This window comes from Polyangiaceae bacterium, from assembly GCA_016715885.1.
Classification (GTDB): Bacteria; Myxococcota_A; Polyangia; order Polyangiales; family Polyangiaceae; genus Polyangium.
Genome location: JADJXL010000001.1, coordinates 666,920 through 682,500, shown reverse-complemented (window position 1 = coordinate 682,500; position 15,581 = coordinate 666,920). Strand labels below are relative to the sequence as shown.

18 protein-coding genes and 2 pseudogenes (1 of these 20 cut by a window edge) are annotated in these 15,581 nt (G+C 61.2%); 5 read left to right on the top strand and 15 right to left on the bottom strand.

Features of this window, described 5'->3' with window-relative positions; genetic code table 11:
* Positions 1–264, top strand: the 3' end of a protein-coding gene (locus IPM54_02875) for a calcium-binding protein (GenBank protein ID MBK9258760.1). It extends 519 nt beyond the left edge of the window; only the last 264 of its 783 coding nucleotides appear in the window; the start codon falls outside the window, past its left edge; the stop codon is at positions 262–264.
* Between the two features lie 131 nt (positions 265–395).
* Here IPM54_02875 and IPM54_02870 read toward each other — a convergent pair.
* The 10 genes and pseudogenes from IPM54_02870 to IPM54_02825 all read right to left on the bottom strand — a co-directional run bounded on the left by IPM54_02870 (position 396) and on the right by IPM54_02825 (position 8,389).
* A pseudogene (locus tag IPM54_02870) lies at positions 396–2,186 on the bottom strand (AAA family ATPase).
* 120 nt (positions 2,187–2,306) lie between these two features.
* Positions 2,307–2,660: a hypothetical protein gene (locus IPM54_02865; GenBank protein MBK9258759.1), complete on the bottom strand. Its 354-nt coding sequence runs from the start codon at positions 2,658–2,660 to the stop codon at positions 2,307–2,309.
* A 25-nt stretch (positions 2,661–2,685) separates the two neighbouring features.
* Positions 2,686–3,165 (bottom strand): hypothetical protein, encoded by a 480-nt coding sequence (locus tag IPM54_02860; protein MBK9258758.1) that lies wholly within the window; start codon positions 3,163–3,165, stop codon positions 2,686–2,688.
* Positions 3,166–3,222: 57 nt separating this feature from the next.
* Positions 3,223–4,134 (bottom strand): hypothetical protein, encoded by a 912-nt coding sequence (locus tag IPM54_02855; GenBank protein MBK9258757.1) that lies wholly within the window; start codon positions 4,132–4,134, stop codon positions 3,223–3,225.
* A complete protein-coding gene (locus IPM54_02850) occupies positions 4,131–5,111 on the bottom strand; it encodes an OmpA family protein (GenBank protein ID MBK9258756.1) in 981 nt (326 codons plus the stop codon). The genes IPM54_02855 and IPM54_02850 overlap by 4 nt, the downstream gene beginning before the upstream one ends.
* Positions 5,112–5,199: 88 nt before the next feature.
* Entirely contained in the window at positions 5,200–5,865 is a 666-nt protein-coding gene (locus IPM54_02845; protein ID MBK9258755.1) for a hypothetical protein, read from the bottom strand.
* The gene (locus tag IPM54_02840) at positions 5,843–6,436 is read right to left on the bottom strand and encodes an IgGFc-binding protein (protein MBK9258754.1); all 594 of its coding nucleotides are present in this window, start codon (positions 6,434–6,436) and stop codon (positions 5,843–5,845) included. The genes IPM54_02845 and IPM54_02840 overlap by 23 nt, the downstream gene beginning before the upstream one ends.
* Entirely contained in the window at positions 6,381–7,406 is a 1,026-nt protein-coding gene (locus tag IPM54_02835; protein MBK9258753.1) for an IgGFc-binding protein, read from the bottom strand. The genes IPM54_02840 and IPM54_02835 overlap by 56 nt, the downstream gene beginning before the upstream one ends.
* A gap of 146 nt (positions 7,407–7,552) precedes the next feature.
* On the bottom strand, positions 7,553–7,717 hold the full coding sequence (locus IPM54_02830) for a rubredoxin (GenBank protein ID MBK9258752.1): 165 nt from the start codon (positions 7,715–7,717) through the stop codon (positions 7,553–7,555).
* A gap of 267 nt (positions 7,718–7,984) precedes the next feature.
* The gene (locus tag IPM54_02825; protein MBK9258751.1) at positions 7,985–8,389 is read right to left on the bottom strand and encodes a hypothetical protein; all 405 of its coding nucleotides are present in this window, start codon (positions 8,387–8,389) and stop codon (positions 7,985–7,987) included.
* Between the two features lie 133 nt (positions 8,390–8,522).
* Here IPM54_02825 and cysK point away from each other — a divergent pair, with 133 nt between their 5' ends.
* The gene (gene cysK / locus IPM54_02820; protein MBK9258750.1) at positions 8,523–9,446 is read left to right on the top strand and encodes a cysteine synthase A; all 924 of its coding nucleotides are present in this window, start codon (positions 8,523–8,525) and stop codon (positions 9,444–9,446) included.
* Between the two features lies 1 nt (position 9,447).
* Here cysK and IPM54_02815 read toward each other — a convergent pair whose 3' ends face one another.
* Genes IPM54_02815 through mazG form a run of 3 tightly spaced genes read right to left on the bottom strand, consistent with a single transcriptional unit; the run spans position 9,448 to position 11,089 of the window.
* On the bottom strand, positions 9,448–9,813 hold the full coding sequence (locus IPM54_02815) for an enoyl-CoA hydratase/isomerase family protein (GenBank protein MBK9258749.1): 366 nt from the start codon (positions 9,811–9,813) through the stop codon (positions 9,448–9,450).
* Positions 9,814–9,818: 5 nt separating this feature from the next.
* A complete protein-coding gene (locus IPM54_02810; GenBank protein ID MBK9258748.1) occupies positions 9,819–10,232 on the bottom strand; it encodes an enoyl-CoA hydratase/isomerase family protein in 414 nt (137 codons plus the stop codon).
* 5 nt (positions 10,233–10,237) lie between these two features.
* Complete coding sequence (mazG, locus tag IPM54_02805; GenBank protein MBK9258747.1) at positions 10,238–11,089, bottom strand: nucleoside triphosphate pyrophosphohydrolase; 852 nt, start codon at positions 11,087–11,089, stop codon at positions 10,238–10,240.
* Here mazG and IPM54_02800 point away from each other — a divergent pair.
* Positions 11,088–11,249 carry a hypothetical protein gene (locus tag IPM54_02800; GenBank protein ID MBK9258746.1) on the top strand — a complete coding sequence of 54 codons (162 nt, stop codon included), beginning with the start codon at positions 11,088–11,090 and terminating at the stop codon, positions 11,247–11,249. The two genes, mazG and IPM54_02800, sit on opposite strands and share 2 nt — an antisense overlap.
* Before the next feature lie 153 nt (positions 11,250–11,402).
* On the opposite strand, the gene IPM54_02795 is transcribed toward IPM54_02800, so the two are convergent.
* Positions 11,403–12,077 carry an NAD(P)H-dependent oxidoreductase gene (locus IPM54_02795; GenBank protein ID MBK9258745.1) on the bottom strand — a complete coding sequence of 225 codons (675 nt, stop codon included), beginning with the start codon at positions 12,075–12,077 and terminating at the stop codon, positions 11,403–11,405.
* A 129-nt stretch (positions 12,078–12,206) separates the two neighbouring features.
* Positions 12,207–12,812 carry a hypothetical protein gene (locus IPM54_02790; GenBank protein MBK9258744.1) on the bottom strand — a complete coding sequence of 202 codons (606 nt, stop codon included), beginning with the start codon at positions 12,810–12,812 and terminating at the stop codon, positions 12,207–12,209.
* A gap of 153 nt (positions 12,813–12,965) precedes the next feature.
* On the opposite strand from IPM54_02790, the pseudogene rlmN reads away from it, so the two are divergent.
* Both rlmN and IPM54_02780 read left to right on the top strand, forming a co-directional pair.
* A pseudogene (gene rlmN, locus IPM54_02785) lies at positions 12,966–14,155 on the top strand (23S rRNA (adenine(2503)-C(2))-methyltransferase RlmN).
* 32 nt (positions 14,156–14,187) lie between these two features.
* On the top strand, positions 14,188–15,579 hold the full coding sequence (locus tag IPM54_02780; protein MBK9258743.1) for an ATP-grasp domain-containing protein: 1,392 nt from the start codon (positions 14,188–14,190) through the stop codon (positions 15,577–15,579).
* Positions 15,580–15,581 lie beyond the last annotated feature (2 nt).

Below are 15,581 nucleotides of genomic sequence, written 5' to 3'. Positions count from 1 at the left end.
GTCATTGGCGATGGCGCAGAACTTTTTGGATCGGCCACGCGCCTTGCGCATCTCGCGCTCGCAAAAAACTGGCTGAAGCACTCCGTGAGCTGGATGCGAGATCACAATGGCATCTTGAATGCACACGACCCCGCATTCGCCAAACTCGTACTCTGGGCAGATAAAGACCTGGACCGGCAAAGCCAGCCAGACGGAAATAGTTTCACTCGAAGCTGCCGGCGTCCGTTCGATCGATTTGCACGATTCCCGCGATGTGCGCTGTGATATGCGCGGCAACTGCGAAGGAGAACGCAGTCCCTTCGTCTTCGAGGATGCAGCGGGAAAGACTCGGCAAGGAACGGTGATCGACGTGTATTTGTCCGTGCGGTGATCTCGCGCAGGTCCGATTAGGGGGATCATCCCCCCCTCTTCTTCGCCTTCGCAACCAGCTTCTTCGCTGCCTTCTTGATCGATTCGCTCGCCTTCTTCACAGCGCCCTTTTTTGGCGGCTTCGCCCCTTTCGGCAGCACCATCACCCGCTTGCCGTCGAACGCCACGACCATTTCGCGAATCTTTTCCACGCCTGCTGCGCGCAATTCCGCGGCGTAATCGTTCGCTGCAAGCTGCGCGAGCCCTTCGGCCATCGCTTTTTCAATGGTCTTCACCCCTCGCCGAGCCGCCTTCAATTCGAGCACCACACCCGGCTTGCCGAGCCTCCGCGGCTTGATCAGCACATCCGGACGCCCATGCCCCGATTCTCGATTCGAGCGCACTTCGTAGTCGCGATCGAGCGACGCCAGGAGCCCAATCATCAACCCCTGGTAAAACGTTTCGGTCTCTGCGCCACCCACGTCGTGATACGAAGGCAAACTCGCGGCGAATTTTTGCAGTTGCGCCTCGAATCGTTGCGCGTCGCCTTCGAGCAACCTTGCCAGCAGCGCATCGACGTCGCCTCCATGCGTCCCCAGCCCTGCTGCATCCATGGATCAAACGTCGTTTGATAGACCTCCGCGACTTCACGATTCGGAATGGACAATCGATACGCTGGACGACCCATGGTGCCCGGCGGTAAATCGGGGCGTGAGGCCTTGAGATACCCTGAAAACACGAGCAAGCTCCAGAGCGACTGGACATCATTTTTCAGGTCCGGAATCGCCACGTTGGTGTCCAATGTCATTTCGATGGCCCCACCTTCCAAGAGCGTTCGAATGTCGTCCTGCACTTTGAATGCATAATGCTGAAGCAATTCTTTGATGAGCGTATTCGAGCTGGTTCCGACCCAATAAGGAACGATCAGCTTGTCTTCGCGCCTAGAAAGCTCAAAATGGACCACGGATTGTAGATTTCGACCCGTCCAAACTCGTATCCGTCGTAGTAGGCGCGGGATCTGATCCATGACCCCCGCTTGGCCGGCTTTTTCGAGGAGCGTCTTGACTTCGTCGTCGGTGAAGCCCGAAACACGTATTGAATTCGGTGTCGAGCAGCGTGTAAACGCCCAAATTGTTCAAATCAGAAAATATGCTCTCCCGCGAAACGCGTAGAATGCCCGTCAATACGGCACGTTCGAGGTGCACGTTGTCCTTCAATCCCGCCAAGAAAAAACCACCGAAAAATCCAATGGCTTCCTTGTAAAATCCATTCGCATGGCTCGCATGGATCCCGGCGTCGTATTCATCGATGAGCACGATCGGGCGCACGCCGTGAACCTTGTGCAACCATTCCGTGAGGTTCTTCAAGGACCAAATGTAAAGCACTTCGCTCGCGTCGTTGTTCAAGATCGCGTGAAAGTCCTTCAGGTCGGCTCCCTGGAGCTTTCCGTCGAGGGTACTTCGATGCACCTCGCACATCTTTCGAATCGCTCGCCGGGCTGCTTCTCGACAACTGGCAAATTCGTCTGCTTTGGTCTCCTTGAAGCTGATGTGAATGACGGGATATTTCTGAAAATGCTCCCGGTACTTTTCGCCCGCGCGCGCCACGTGAAGCCCCTCGAAAAGATGCCAAACGTCTTCGTCGCGCTTCTCGAAAAACCATTTCAGCATCGACATGTTCAGCGATTTGCCAAACCTGCGCGGACGGGGCACCAGGATGACCTTGTAGTTGGCGCGATCGATGAGCTCCGTAATGAAGTGCGTCTTGTCGACGTACTCGAAGTTTCTCTCGCGCAAGTCGCGAAAATCTTCGACGCTGGTGGGGATCTGCCGAATCATGGTGCGCTCTTGGAAAACGTCCGCGCAAGAGCGTCGCACGAGACGTATGCAGGGTCAAATCCCGCCTGGAAGGCAATCGCTCGGCGCGGCCATCGTGCACATACCCTGCGCTCCAATGAGCTACCGCTCTTTGCCGAGCACAGAAAAATGGCCACGGACGCAATAGTGCAGCAGGTGCCGAAGGACCGCTCTGACGCAAGGCCGCACGCATTCGTCCACGAGGAGCCTCCGAGGCCCGAACGCGGTGCCGTTGGCAGCATCGGCATCCATTAGCCGCGAAGGGGTGTCTCGACCGAAATCGTCGGGATGACCAGGCTCGTCGAGCAGGACGTGACCAAGCTCGTGAGCCAACGCGAAACTCGCGCGGTCCGCTCGAAGCGCCGCTCGATCCTCGATGAGGACGTTGCGTACGGCGCCGCCGTCGGCCCCGATGAAACTTTCGCCAATGCGACCACCGCTCGCAAAACTAGGCACGACGTACACCTCGATGGTGGACGGATCACCGTCGTCGAATGCCTTGATGAGCGCCCGCTCTTCGACGGTGCCCGCGATGGCGTCGACGTCGCCAAAGTGCTGAAGCCCGTCCTCGAGGTCGACGCGACCGATGCAGGCCGTGAGCTGTGCGTCCGGAGCTTATCGACCCCGACACCGGGGCTCGACGAGCGCGGGGATCGCCTGATTTGCGCCGCACGAGCACGTCGGAGCTTCCACGCACGGCAGCGCCGATCACCGGATTATCCGACACACGCGCGACGAAGCCCGCCTTCGTGATGGCTGCTGCGAGCACGCGCGCCGCCCCTGCAGGCGTGACGCCGCGCTCGATCGCCACCGACACCTCACGCCCATCAACACGCACGCGGACCTTCCCACCACCGGACGCAGACAAACCATGGTCGCAACCAAGCGCCACGAGGTGAGGTCGCGGCGGATCGACGATCGACACATCGAGCTCCGAGGTGGCCCGAAACCAATGCCGCACGCCGCCCACAGAGCGCTCGCCTGCGCCACTTCGGCACGCGCAAGCGCGGCGCCCGCGTCATCCGTACCCACGGGCGGCGGCCCTCCGACCGTCGGTCGTACGAGAAAAACCCGAAGCCGCCCACGATACCGAACGATGGGACCGAGCGGCGTCACGCGCGGCCCGCCCACGCGCACCGCGCCGACTTGCGCCCTCCACGGGCAGCACGACCTCCACCGCGCCACCAAGCACCGCTCGAAGGGAACGGTCCACGGACATCGGATGGTCGCGATCAATCTCGTCGGGCACGATGCGAATGGGCGACGTCGAGCCACACGCAAACGCCGACGACGCTCCGTCCGGACAAGGCACCGAGCCGAACGACACAGATTCGAGCACGTCCACCACGCCGCCGGACGGATCGCGCGCCACGAGGCGCACGACCGGCGGCAGGTCTCCAGGCATGCCGACCAAGACAAACCGAAGCGCGTCTCCATTGTCCGTCTTCGCGTACGGACTCCCCTTCAAGCGCTCGGGAGGCGTTCGCTCGAAGGAAGCATGTGAACGAGCTGGATCGACGTGTTTGTCTTGACCATCCACGGGCCACGTGTCGATCGCCGCAAAAGCAAACGTTTGTCCGAATGCAACGACTTCGCCACGACCGGGACGAACCCCTTGCACGGAAATGCGCTTGGCTCCCGCGGGCGCCGATGCAAACGCGAGCGGCTTGCCATCGACGAGCACACGCACCGCATCGCCTCGAACGACGATCGATCGGTCTTTGCCCGTGGGAAGTGGCAAGTCGAAGAGGTCGTTCGAGGGTGGGACGACATCCTGCTCGGCATCCACGCGACCATCGACGTCGTCGTCGTCGCGATCGACGCCGATGATGTGAAGCGTGTCGGCGCGAGCGATGGAGGGACAAACTCCACCCATCGCGAGGCCAAGGGCGAGCGCACGGACGCACGTGCGGCTCGCCAAACCCTTCACCGTCCCTCGATGGCCTGCGTCACGATGTGGAACTCGACGCGCCGATTCTGCGCACGCCCTTCGTCGGTGTCGTTCGTCGCCTTTGGCTTGCGCGTTCCCCACCCCTTGGACACGAGCCGTTTCGGCGCGATGCCACCGCGGTTGACCAAGTACTGCACGACGGCTTCGGCCCGCATCGCCGAGAGCTTCTCGTTGTACTCGGGGATGCCCACGTTGTCCGTGTGCCCCTCGACGCTCAGCAGCTTGATCTCGGGGTTTGCCTTGAGCAACTTCACGACCTCGTCGAGGATCGGGTAACTCTTCGGCACGATCACCGCCTTGTCGAACTCGAAGTCCACCTGCTTCGTGATTTCGATCTCGCTCGAACCGCTGATGCGCCGGACGTACTGCGGACAGCCGTGCTTCGACGGATCCTCTTCGTTCGCTTCACCCGGCTCTTTCGGACACATGTCCTCGTTGTCCGGGATGCCGTCCTTGTCGGCATCATCCTCGGGACAACCATCGCGATCGTCGATGCCGTCCTTGTCTTCGGCCACGTTCACGCACTTGTCGCCGCCGTCCGGAATGCCGTCGTTGTCCGTGTCGGGCATGTTCGGACACCCGTCGTCGGGATTCGGCGGCTGCTTGTCCTCGGGGTCGAGCACGCACATGTCGATGTAGTCGGGGAAGCCGTCCTTGTCGGTGTCGACATCTTCCCTGAGCACGTACTTGGCTTCGCCTGAATTCGCATCGGTGTCCTTGAACGGGATGGCCCCGCCGAACACGGCAACGATGCGGAAATCGGGCGCATAACCGCCCGTCATGCGCGATCCTCCGGACAAACCGGCGAACATGCGCTTGCGTTTGTCGAGCGCGTAGCGAGCTCCGAGCGACCACTCGAGCGGCAAGGCGTCGAGGTCCCCGATCGTTTCGGGGAGCATGCCTGCGGAGCCGAAAATTTCGGCTCCGATGCGCAAGCGGTCCTCGAGAAGCGGCACGTACCCGCCGATGCCGTACGTGAGCTCGCGGCCCGTGATGAACTCGTGCAGTTGAGCGCGAGGGCGGAAGGTAAAACCACGTTGGCGGTCAGGAAAAACTTGCTGTGCGCGTACTCGGCGGCGACCGAAACATTGCCTCCGGCACTCCATCTCCGGCAAACGAAAACTCGTTTCCGTCGGAAGAAAAACCGCTCCGCGAGCGGCAACTTTGAAGGATTTCGATTCGGTTCAGAAAGAGGACGACGCGCCCATCGAGACGCAGGTCTCCGGGAGCAATGGGCTGCATGTCGACGTACTGAAAGAGCTGCACGTCGTTGTTGCCCGTGGAAAAACCAGACTGGTACGCGACGAGCGGGAACGTGAGCTGGATGCTCGCGCGCTCGAGGATGTCGGCACCGACCGTGAAGTACGTCGAGAAGTGATGCGCAACGGGCGGCCCGTCGAGCGTTTCGGCCTTCGTCAAGTCATCGACGTGATTGTCCGCGCGGAAGGCGTTGTTGGAGTAGCCGAAGCCAACCTGCCCGTAGACGCGCGAGACGCCCACGTCGGGACGCCAAATCGCCACACCGTCGATGGGACCACCGGCAATCATGAGGCGATCGAGGGAAAAGGTCTTGTCCTGCGCATGCACGATGTTCGGCACGAGCAGAGACAAACCCAACCCGAGACTCGCCAAGAGCGGCTTGCAGTGCGCTTCATGCGAGGTGGCAGAAACGAAGTTCGTCGAAGCATCACGTTGTGCACCCTGTAGCATCAAAGCGACGTAGCAAGCGAGAGCCAAGCGTGAAGCGTGCGCGCTGCGGGAATGCCCACAGCGCGCACCCTGATTCCGCGTCACTTCGGCGTAGGCGGAACTTTGATCTCGTTGAGCGGCTTGAACCCAGCGCCCGCAGGATACGCGTAGGACACACGGAGCGTCTGCTGCGTCGTGCCCGGTCTTGGGCCCGTACGACGAACGGCCCGGGATCCTCGAACTCGACCACTTCACCAAGGCCGATGCTCGTCGGCGCATTCGGCGGTTTCGACGGAGCCCACGTCAGCGTCGTGCCATCGACGACGCCGACCATACGCCAGCGCGCAGGCTCCTCCATCCCGACGGCGCGGCTCTTGTGACGCACGGCCACGTATTCGTTGCCAAGCGCGCCCACCGGCGGCAACTGTTGCTGCGCCGAATCGCAATCCGTTTGCGTCGTCGGAACTTGCATGCACGTCGATGCACCAAAGACTCCCACGGGTTTGTCCGATTCGAGAGGACTGCCGGTGAGCTCGTCAATTTGCGTGATCTGGAGGAATTGGCCGGCGTTCAAGGAGTACGTGACGGGCATGCCTGCCGGCGGCGGCAACTCCGGGACCACCTTTGATCGCAGCCTTCGGCAAAAGCGTCACCTTCGTATTGTTTTCCTTGGCCAGGACGGCGAGCGATGGGTAGCCGCCAAAGGGATCTTGCGGCAGAGGCGGATCGGGCACGGCCTTGTATGCGTTGACGGCGATGTAGTTGGTTCCCCAAGCACTCGTGGGGAGAAGCAACGTGGCGGACGTGACGGCGGCGGTCCCGCCGTTGAAGGGCACCATCTGATAGGCCGTAACGGGGTAGTCCGTCGTGATGTGAAAGGCTTTGCCAATGCCTGTACCGGAAAAACCGGTCTCGAGGCCCAGGGCGGCGGGCTTCGGGCAATCGATCACGCTGCCGCCCATCGAGTACCTGGAAAGGAAGAGGATAGCCACCGCGCCTGGGGGCAAACCAGCCACGGGATCGTACGGTGCGTAGTTGACGACGCCGCCGGCGCCGATCGTCGGAATGTAAGCAAACGCGGCGGGATCGAGGGCACTGCCGTCATAAGCGACGTTGATGTGCACCGACTTTTCCCATGTGTTGGCGACGAACGCGGCAAAACATGCACCCGACGTCGTAGACCGAAGCGCGGTCTTGAGCGCCCAGTAGTCGCAACCGGCGGAGCTCTTGGCTTCCTCAGCCGCTTTGCAAGGATTGTCAATGCACGCACCGTTCAGGCAGCCCTGATCCGCCGTACATGCGGTAATCACCATGTCATTGCAGCTATCGACGACCGACCGAAGATCGTTCGAGCAAACGTGCTCGCAAACGCTGCCGTCGGGATCGAACACCACTTCGCCACCAGAACCACCCATTCCACTGCTATTGCCACTGGCGCCATTCCCGGACGAGCTCGTGGTCGTGTCGGTTCGATACGAATCGTCACAACCCACGTAAGCCATGCCCAAGATGAGCGCGGAAAGCCCAAGCGGAATGCTCGTTACCCAGCTCGACCTGTTCACACGAACCTCCCTTTTTCCCATCAGGCCCTAAGCTACCACGACGGGCGCCTTCGGGCGCTAAGTCAAACCCTTACGCTCTTCCGCCCACGCTCTGTAAAAGCCAAGCGAAGAAACTCCGAACACTGCCGTCCCTTCGAGAGATCCGTTCAATCGTCGATGAGCTCGAAATCCGCTTTCGTCGCACCGCAGTCGGGACAAACCCAGCCATCCGGTATGCTCTCGAAAGACGTACCCGGGGCAATTCCACCTTCAGGGTCCCCGATGGCCGGATCGTACACATGACCACACACGATGCACCGATATTTCTTCATCATCCACCTCGAAGGAGCGCTTCCTATATCCGGGTCCGGCCGAAAAGGATACTCTCATGCGTACCCGCGCACCGAAAGCCGCGCGGCACGAAACCGGCTACTCGAACGAATGGCGATGGTTGCCAACCAGAAGGTCAATTCGACATTGGGATGCTTTGCCAAAAGCTTGCCCCATTACGTCGGTCGATTCGACCAAGATCAATCGTTTTACGTGGTGTAAGTATGGCAAATCCCGGTTCGACCGGACGAACCGATCCGCGGGCCATTTCAATCCAGCGACGACCGGATCACTTGATGATGATGTCGCCCGCTGCGTCTCCTGCCCCCTTCAGGTGCGCCCTTTTCGCGGTGAACACACAACCCCTGCTTGCAATACGCCTCGGGTGGCTCCTTGCATTGCATCTTGGGCTCCTCGCATTGACCCTGCTTGAATTTGTCCGCGAGCGGCTTTATCGACGCGTTCGTTTTTTCGTTCACCGCCCGCGCGCATCCCGGCCAAGTGCTCTGCGAGCAGTCCGCGTCGGTGCCGCAATGCTGAGCCGCGTTGATGAGATCGAACCCTTGGCCTCGAATGGTGTCGCACTCTTTGGGCTCGAGCTTGTTCGAGCATCCAAGCAGACAGCCGAGCGCAACGAAAACGACCGCTCCCAGACCGATGACGCGTGTGGACACAGCTTTCCTCCAGTCGTGACTGTGCGCTCGTATCATGATATCGCGCGCCCGTCTGCCACAACGAAGTCGCGCTCGTCCACGCGCTGAAATTCCTCCGTCCCGCGCACGAGCCAGATGACATAGACTCGCCGCCATGCCCGATGCCCATCGCTTCGGTGGCGTCGTCGCCGAAAACGCTCTCGATCTCGTCGGTCGCACCCCACTCTGCCGCCTCGGTCGAATCTCCCCCGAAGGCGGGGGCACCGTGTGGGGCAAGCTCGAATCGCAAAATCCCACGGGAAGCGTAAAGGATCGCGCCGCGCTCGGCATGGTACTCCAAGGCGAACGCGACGGCGCGCTCACCCAAGGCTCGACCATCGTCGAAGCAACGAGCGGCAACACGGGCATCAGCCTCGCGATGATCGCTGCGATGCGGGGATACCGCTGCATTGTCGTCATGCCCGAGGACATGAGCATCGAGCGAAGGCACATCCTGCGGGCGTACGGGGCGGAGATCGTGCTGACCAAAGCGGGCCTTGGCATGACGGGTGCCGTCGAAAAGGCGCTCGAGCTTGCAGGCAAAACGAAGGGCGCGTGGATGAGCCGTCAGTTCGAGAACCCTGCCAACCCCGACGCGCACGCCGAGACCACGGCGCTCGAGCTGCTCGAACAAACAAGCGGTGACATTGCTGCATTCGTTGCTGGCATCGGCACGGGAGGAACCCTGACGGGAGCTGGTCGAACGCTCCGCAAGACCCTTGGCGATCGCGTGCGCATCGTCGCGGTCGAGCCTGCGTCGAGCGCCGTTTTATCGGGCAAACCGCCAGGCATGCACGGCATTCAGGGCATCGGTGCTGGGTTTGTCCCGCCCATCGTCGATCGGAGCCTCATCGACGACATCGTCACCGTCACCGATGCCGCTGCCGAACGCATGACGCGCAAGCTCGCGCGCCAAGAAGGGCTCCTCGTCGGGCCGAGCTCGGGGGCGAACGTTCACGCTGCAGTCGAAGTCGCGCGGCGCGTTCACGGACGCGTCGTCACCATCTTGTGTGACGCCGGCGAACGTTACGTCGGCTGAATCATTTGCCCACAAACGATGCGTCGCGCTTCTGCATCCAGGCCATCACGCCCTCCATGCAGTCCGCCGATTGAAGCAACTTCGTCTGTCCCACGCGTTCGCGATCGAGCGCCTCGTCGATGGTGCTCGCCAAGCTCGCTCGCACGGCTCGCTTGATCTCGGCATACGCAAGCGGCGGGCCTTTCGACAGTTTGTCCGCGAGCTTCATCGTTTCTTCGCGCAGCTTCTCGCCGGCGATCACATGGTTCGCCAAACCGAGCGACAGGGCGTCTTCGGCCGAGATGCGATCGCCCGTGAGCATCAGCTCCATGGCGCGTCCAAGTCCCACGAGACGCGGCAACCAAAACGTGCCGCCTCCGTCCGGCATGAGTCCTATTTGACAAACCGCTCCTCGAAGTACGCGTCGGTCGCCACCATGCGGATGTCGCACGCGAGCGCCATATCGCATCCGAATCCGACGGCCGGACCTTCGATCATCGCAATGAAAGGTTTCGGCGCATTCACGATGGCGCGAATCACGCCGTGGTAGCGCGTCATCGTCGCATCGATGTTCTGAAAAGCTTCGGGATTCGCCATGGCGGCCTTCAAGTCGGCCCCCGAGCAAAACGCACCCCCAGCGCCCGTAAGCACGACCGTGCGCACGGACGCGTCATCGGCAAGCTTGGGCAACGTCTCGAGCAATGCCGTGAGCAGCTCAGGGCTCAGCGCGTTCTTCGCCTTGGGGCGGTTCATTGTCACGACCGCGACCGCGCCATGGCGTTCTTCCAAAAGTTCCTGTTCGGACATCACTGCTACTTATCAGATTGCTTGGCCTGCTCCCAATACCCGTCGAGCACTTCGAGCGGCAGCGGACCTCCCTGATTCTTGTCGGGAAAGCCACCGTGCTCGTCGCGCACCCGCGCTTCCACGTGCGCGAAACGCGCAGAGAACTTATCGATTGTGCGTCGCAGGGCGCCCTCGGCGTCGACGTGCACGTGACGCGCCAAGTTGACGAGCGCAAAAAGCACATCACCCAACTCGGCTTCAATTGCATCCGCATCGCCTTTTGCAATCGCTTCGTCCAGCTCTCCGAGCTCCTCGGTCACCTTTGCGCGCGACCCCTCGGGGTTTGGCCAGTCGAACCCGACGCGTGACACCTTTTCACCAATTCGTTGCGCGCGAACGAGCGCAGGCAAACTTCGAGGAACGCCGGACAGCATTCCCTTTTCAGCTTTGTCCGATTCGGCCCGCTCCTGCGCTTTGATCGCTTCCCAATTGCGGAGCACTTCATCGGCGTCTTCCACGGAGACATCGCCGAAGACGTGCGGATGCCGCCGAACGAGTTTGTCGCAAATGGCTGCCACGACATCGTCCGGGCCAAACGCTTGCTCGACACGACCGAGCTCGGCTTGAAAAACGATCTGGAGCATGAGGTCGCCAAGCTCGCTACGAAGCTCGGCCCGATCGCCCGAATCGATCGCATCGATCACTTCGCACGCTTCTTCGAGCACGTACTTGCGAAGCGTGGTGAACGACTGCTTTCGGTCCCAAGGGCATCCGTCCGGCGCGAGCAGGCGTTGCATGAGCTCGACGAGGCGTGGGAACGTTTGTCCGTTTTGTTCGGCAAGCGGCGGAACGACGACAGGAGCGAAAGGTTTCGGCATGACGCACGCGTGTAGCACGCATCGCGATGTCGATCCTCAATGCAACGCTGCTGTCGCTGCTCGCCTGCGGCTCGTCCCCAAGCTCGATCGTTTGCAATCGCTGAACTTGGTGATGTATCCACCAAGTTTGGTCGATAATCAGCCACCGCTACGTGAATGAAGGGCCACACGCACGTGATTCATCGGCCAGGCGTACTTGGTGGATCGGCCCAATGCACGTGCATGATCGGCCGAATGCGCTGCAATCCTTCGCACTACGAACCGTAATGATTCGGTTCCTTGGGGCGGTTGTTCGTCAATGGGAGATTGAGTTTTACGCGACGGTATCGGCAGGATCGACGATTTCGATCGTTTTGCCGAGCTCTTCGGCCTTTGCAATGGCAGCGGCCAGCGCGTCTTTGGCGACTTGCGGCCCGGCCATTGCCATCGGCTCGGCAATGACTTCGTGGAAAGGTCCGAGACCCAGCATCCCAAAAACCGTCTTCAAATAGGGAACCTGGAAGTCCATTGCCGCATAAGGCGAGCCCGGTGGATATGCACCATCACGCGTGACGAGCAGCACGACGGGGCGCCCGCCAAGCAATCCCTTGAATTCGCCCTTCTTGCGGTCGTAATCGAACGTCAACCGCGCCTGCACGACGGCGTCGATCCAACGCTTCAATTGCCAGGGAATCGAAAAGTTCCACATCGGCGTCGACACGACGACGAGGTTGGCCTGATGGAGATGATCGGTCCAGCGCGAAAGGGCGTTCCAGCGCGCAGCCATTTCTTCGTCGAGATTGCCTTCGCCATAAAGCATCTCGAACTTGGTCTGCACGTCCCATTCGTCCCATGCGGGCAGCTTCTCCGCATCTTTTGCGAGGTCGACCTCGATGCGCTGCATTCCCGGATTGTTGTCGAGGTACGACGCAAAAAACGCGTCTCGAAGCTTACGGGTGCGGGATCTTTGCGCCCGCGGAAGCGCATACAAATCGAGCACGATACCCATGACGATGATCTCCCCTTTTCATGCTGCGCACGTGCGCCGCTCGGATCTCAACCTCGAACGCGATACCCTCACGCGCTCGCGGTGTAAAGGATGGTTTTGCCTGGAACAGGAACGTTTTTCAGTCAGCCCTCACGCAGCGATGCCCCACTCGACGTCGAATTCGAGCTGCGAGCCTTGCGCTCCGGAAGTGCTGCGAAGGCCCCGCGCGAGGTTTCGGACGCCCGCGAGCAGCGGTTCATTCGAGGACGAGAGCCATGCGCCGCCGAGCGCCACCTGGCCGTCGATGTGTACGCGAAAGCTCACCTTTTCGCGCGCGGCCGCGATCTCGAACGTCCCCGCTCCTCGCGCCAATGCAAACCGCGCCAAGTCCGATACTGCCGACTGCAATAGCATGCCTCGGTTCCATTCCATCCCGAGGTAAACGCACAGGTATCGAACGTAGTTGCGGAGCGTGATGACCGAAATTTCGTCCTTGACCGTGATTGTTTTGGTGGGCCGTGGAACGGCGCCCATTTCACGAAGCAACTTGCGCTCGAGATCCGTTGCTTCCTCGACGCTGAGCTCGCGAAGATTACGAACGAGGAAGCTGATGAGGCCGGCCTTGCCCTCGGCGTCCAGGGCATCGACATGTTTTTCCGCACGCGGACCCAGCACCTCGAGCGCTGCGTCGAGCGACGCTGAATCCACGTACTTCGACGCGACACGGCGCGCCGCCTGGGAAAAACTCACACCCATGTGCACTCCCTAGGTACCCGGTTCGATTCGGGATTTCGACCAAACCTACGACACTTCGAGCAGCGCGTAAAGTTCCAGTTGCAGGGCCTGCCCGACTCGGCCGATGCGACCGCGCCTTGCCACACCGTCAAGCGCGCGTTAGGGACTCTGCCCGTGAAACCCCGCCCCCTTCACCCCATCGCTCGTTTGCCCGAAGAGTGGCAAAGCGTGCTCACTGCACAGGGAGAGCGGGCCTTCGTCGCTCGACAAGTGTTCTCGTGGATCCACAAACGCGGCATCTTCGATCCTTCCGCGATGACCAACTTGTCGACGGTTCTACGGGACAAACTCGCGAAGGAGGGACTCGGTCCCGTCGCCGAAGTCGCACACGTGCATCGCTCGGCCGATGGAACTCGCAAGATCGTGCTTCGTTTGAGCGATGGCGCGACCATCGAAACCGTTCTTCTCCCCGGCGTCAGCGGGCCGAATGCTCAGCTCGAGGTCGATGCCGATGCTGCTGCAGCCGATGATGACGGCGAGGATGAGGAAAGCGAAGGCCCGACCAACGCGCCACGCATCCGCGTCACGCAGTGTATTTCCACGCAAGTCGGCTGCGCGATGGGTTGCGTGTTTTGCGCAAGCGGCGTGGCTGGTTTGCAACGGCATCTCGGGCCAGAAGAAATCGTCGCTCAAGTTTTGATTGGCCGAGCGCTTTGCGACGAAGGCGAGCAGCTCCGCAACGTCGTGTTCATGGGCATGGGCGAACCGCTGCACAACTACGAGAGCACCGCGCGCGCGCTGCGCCTGCTCACGCACGTCGAGGGCATCGGTTTGTCCACGCGCCGCGTGACCGTGTCGACGTCGGGTCTCGTGCCGGAAATCGAGCGCCTCGGCAAAGACTTTCAAGGCCAAGTGGCCCTCGCGATTTCGCTTCATGCAACGAGCGACGAGAGCCGCTCGGCGCTCATGCCCATCAACCGCAAGTATCCGCTTGCCGAGCTGCTCGGCGCGTTGCGCAGCTATCCCCTCCCCCCGCGACGGCGCATCACGATCGAATACACCCTGGTGTCGGGAAAAACGACACTGCTCAAGAAGCGGTGCGTCTTTCCAAACTCCTTCGTGGACTGCCCGTCAAGATCAACTTGATCCCGATGAACCCCATCGAAGCTTCGACGCTCGGCCCGCCCGACATGTCCCGCGTGCTCGCGTTCCAGCAGGTGCTCGTCGACGCGGGCTACTCGTGCTTCATTCGCCGAAGGCGCGGCGACGACGTGTCGGCGGCGTGCGGCCAACTCGCGCTCCTCGGGCGTAAACCCAAAGTGAAAGGGTTTCGCCCCACCGATGCCGCCAAATCCACCTCTTGACGGCGGCGCGTCGAACGACCACATCCCGAGACGTGTTCGACAAGATCCTCATTGCCAATCGCGGCGAGATTGCTTGCCGTATCGCTCGTACTTGCAAACGCCTCGGCATCCGCACCGTCGCCGTCTACTCCGACGCCGATGCCGGTTCGCCTCATGTCCGCATGGCAGACGAAGCTGTGCGCATTGGGCCTCCGCCTGTCAAAGACAGCTACCTTTCGATGAGCGCCATCATCGATGCTGCACGATCGACGGGCGCCCAAGCGATCCACCCTGGCTACGGCCTCGTCAGTGAAAAAGAAGCGTTCTGCCGTGCCGTGATGGACGCGGGGATCGTGTTCATCGGTCCCCCGCCGCATGCGCTCGATGCATTCGGCGACAAGATCAAAGCGCGCGAAGTTGCCAAGGCCGTTGGCGTGAAGCCTCCTCCGGGCACCGATGGTCCGCTTGCAGCCGATGACGTCGAAGCTGCAACGCGTGAAGCTGAAAGGATCGGTGTACCGCTGCTCGTCAAAGCTGCCGGTGGTGGTGGTGGCATCGGCATGCAAATCGTCGAGGACATCAGCAAGCTTGCGCGTGCGTTGCAGGCTTGCTCCGATCGTGGAAAGAGCGCCTTTGGCGATGCTCGCGTGTACCTCGAGCGTTACTTGCGCGGACCGCGGCACATCGAAGTGCAGGTGCTGTGTGACACGCACGGCAATGCCGTCGCGCTTGGCGAACGCGAGTGCAGCGTGCAGCGAAGGCACCAGAAGATCATCGAAGAAACCCCGTCTCCTGCAGCATTTTTTCAAGGTGAAGCGGGTGAGGCCAAGCGACGCGAGCTCTTCGAGGAAGCCCTTCGCGTCGTGCGCCACGTGGGGTACGTCGGCGCGGGTACGGTCGAGTTTGTCGCATCGGGCGAGGGCGAACTTTTCTTCCTCGAAGTCAATGCCCGTCTGCAAGTCGAACACTGCGTGACGGAAATGGTCACGGGCATCGATCTCGTGGAGCAGCAAATTCGAGTTGCTGCGGGCGAGGTGCTGTCGCCCGAAATCCTGTCGCCGACGCGGTCGGGGCATTCGATCGAAGCGCGCGTGTATGCGGAAGATCCTGCCAAGCGCTTCGCGCCTCAACCGGGCAAAATCGCCAAACTCGTTTGGCCCGACGCAGCGGACGATCTGCGCATCGAAACGGGCGTGGAGCAGGGTTCGGAGGTCACGCCGTTCTACGATCCGATGATTGCCAAGGTCGTGGCGCACGGGAAAACCCGAGCCGACGCGATCGCTCGCCTGGATGCGGCACTGGGACAAACCACGCTCGAGCTCGTGGGCGCGGTGGGTCCTGCGGCAACGAACTTACAATTTTTGCGCCGAGTCCTCGCGACGGAAGCGTTTGCTACGGGCAACTACGACACGAACTTCGCCGAGGCGCTCGCAAAACAGAAGTGATG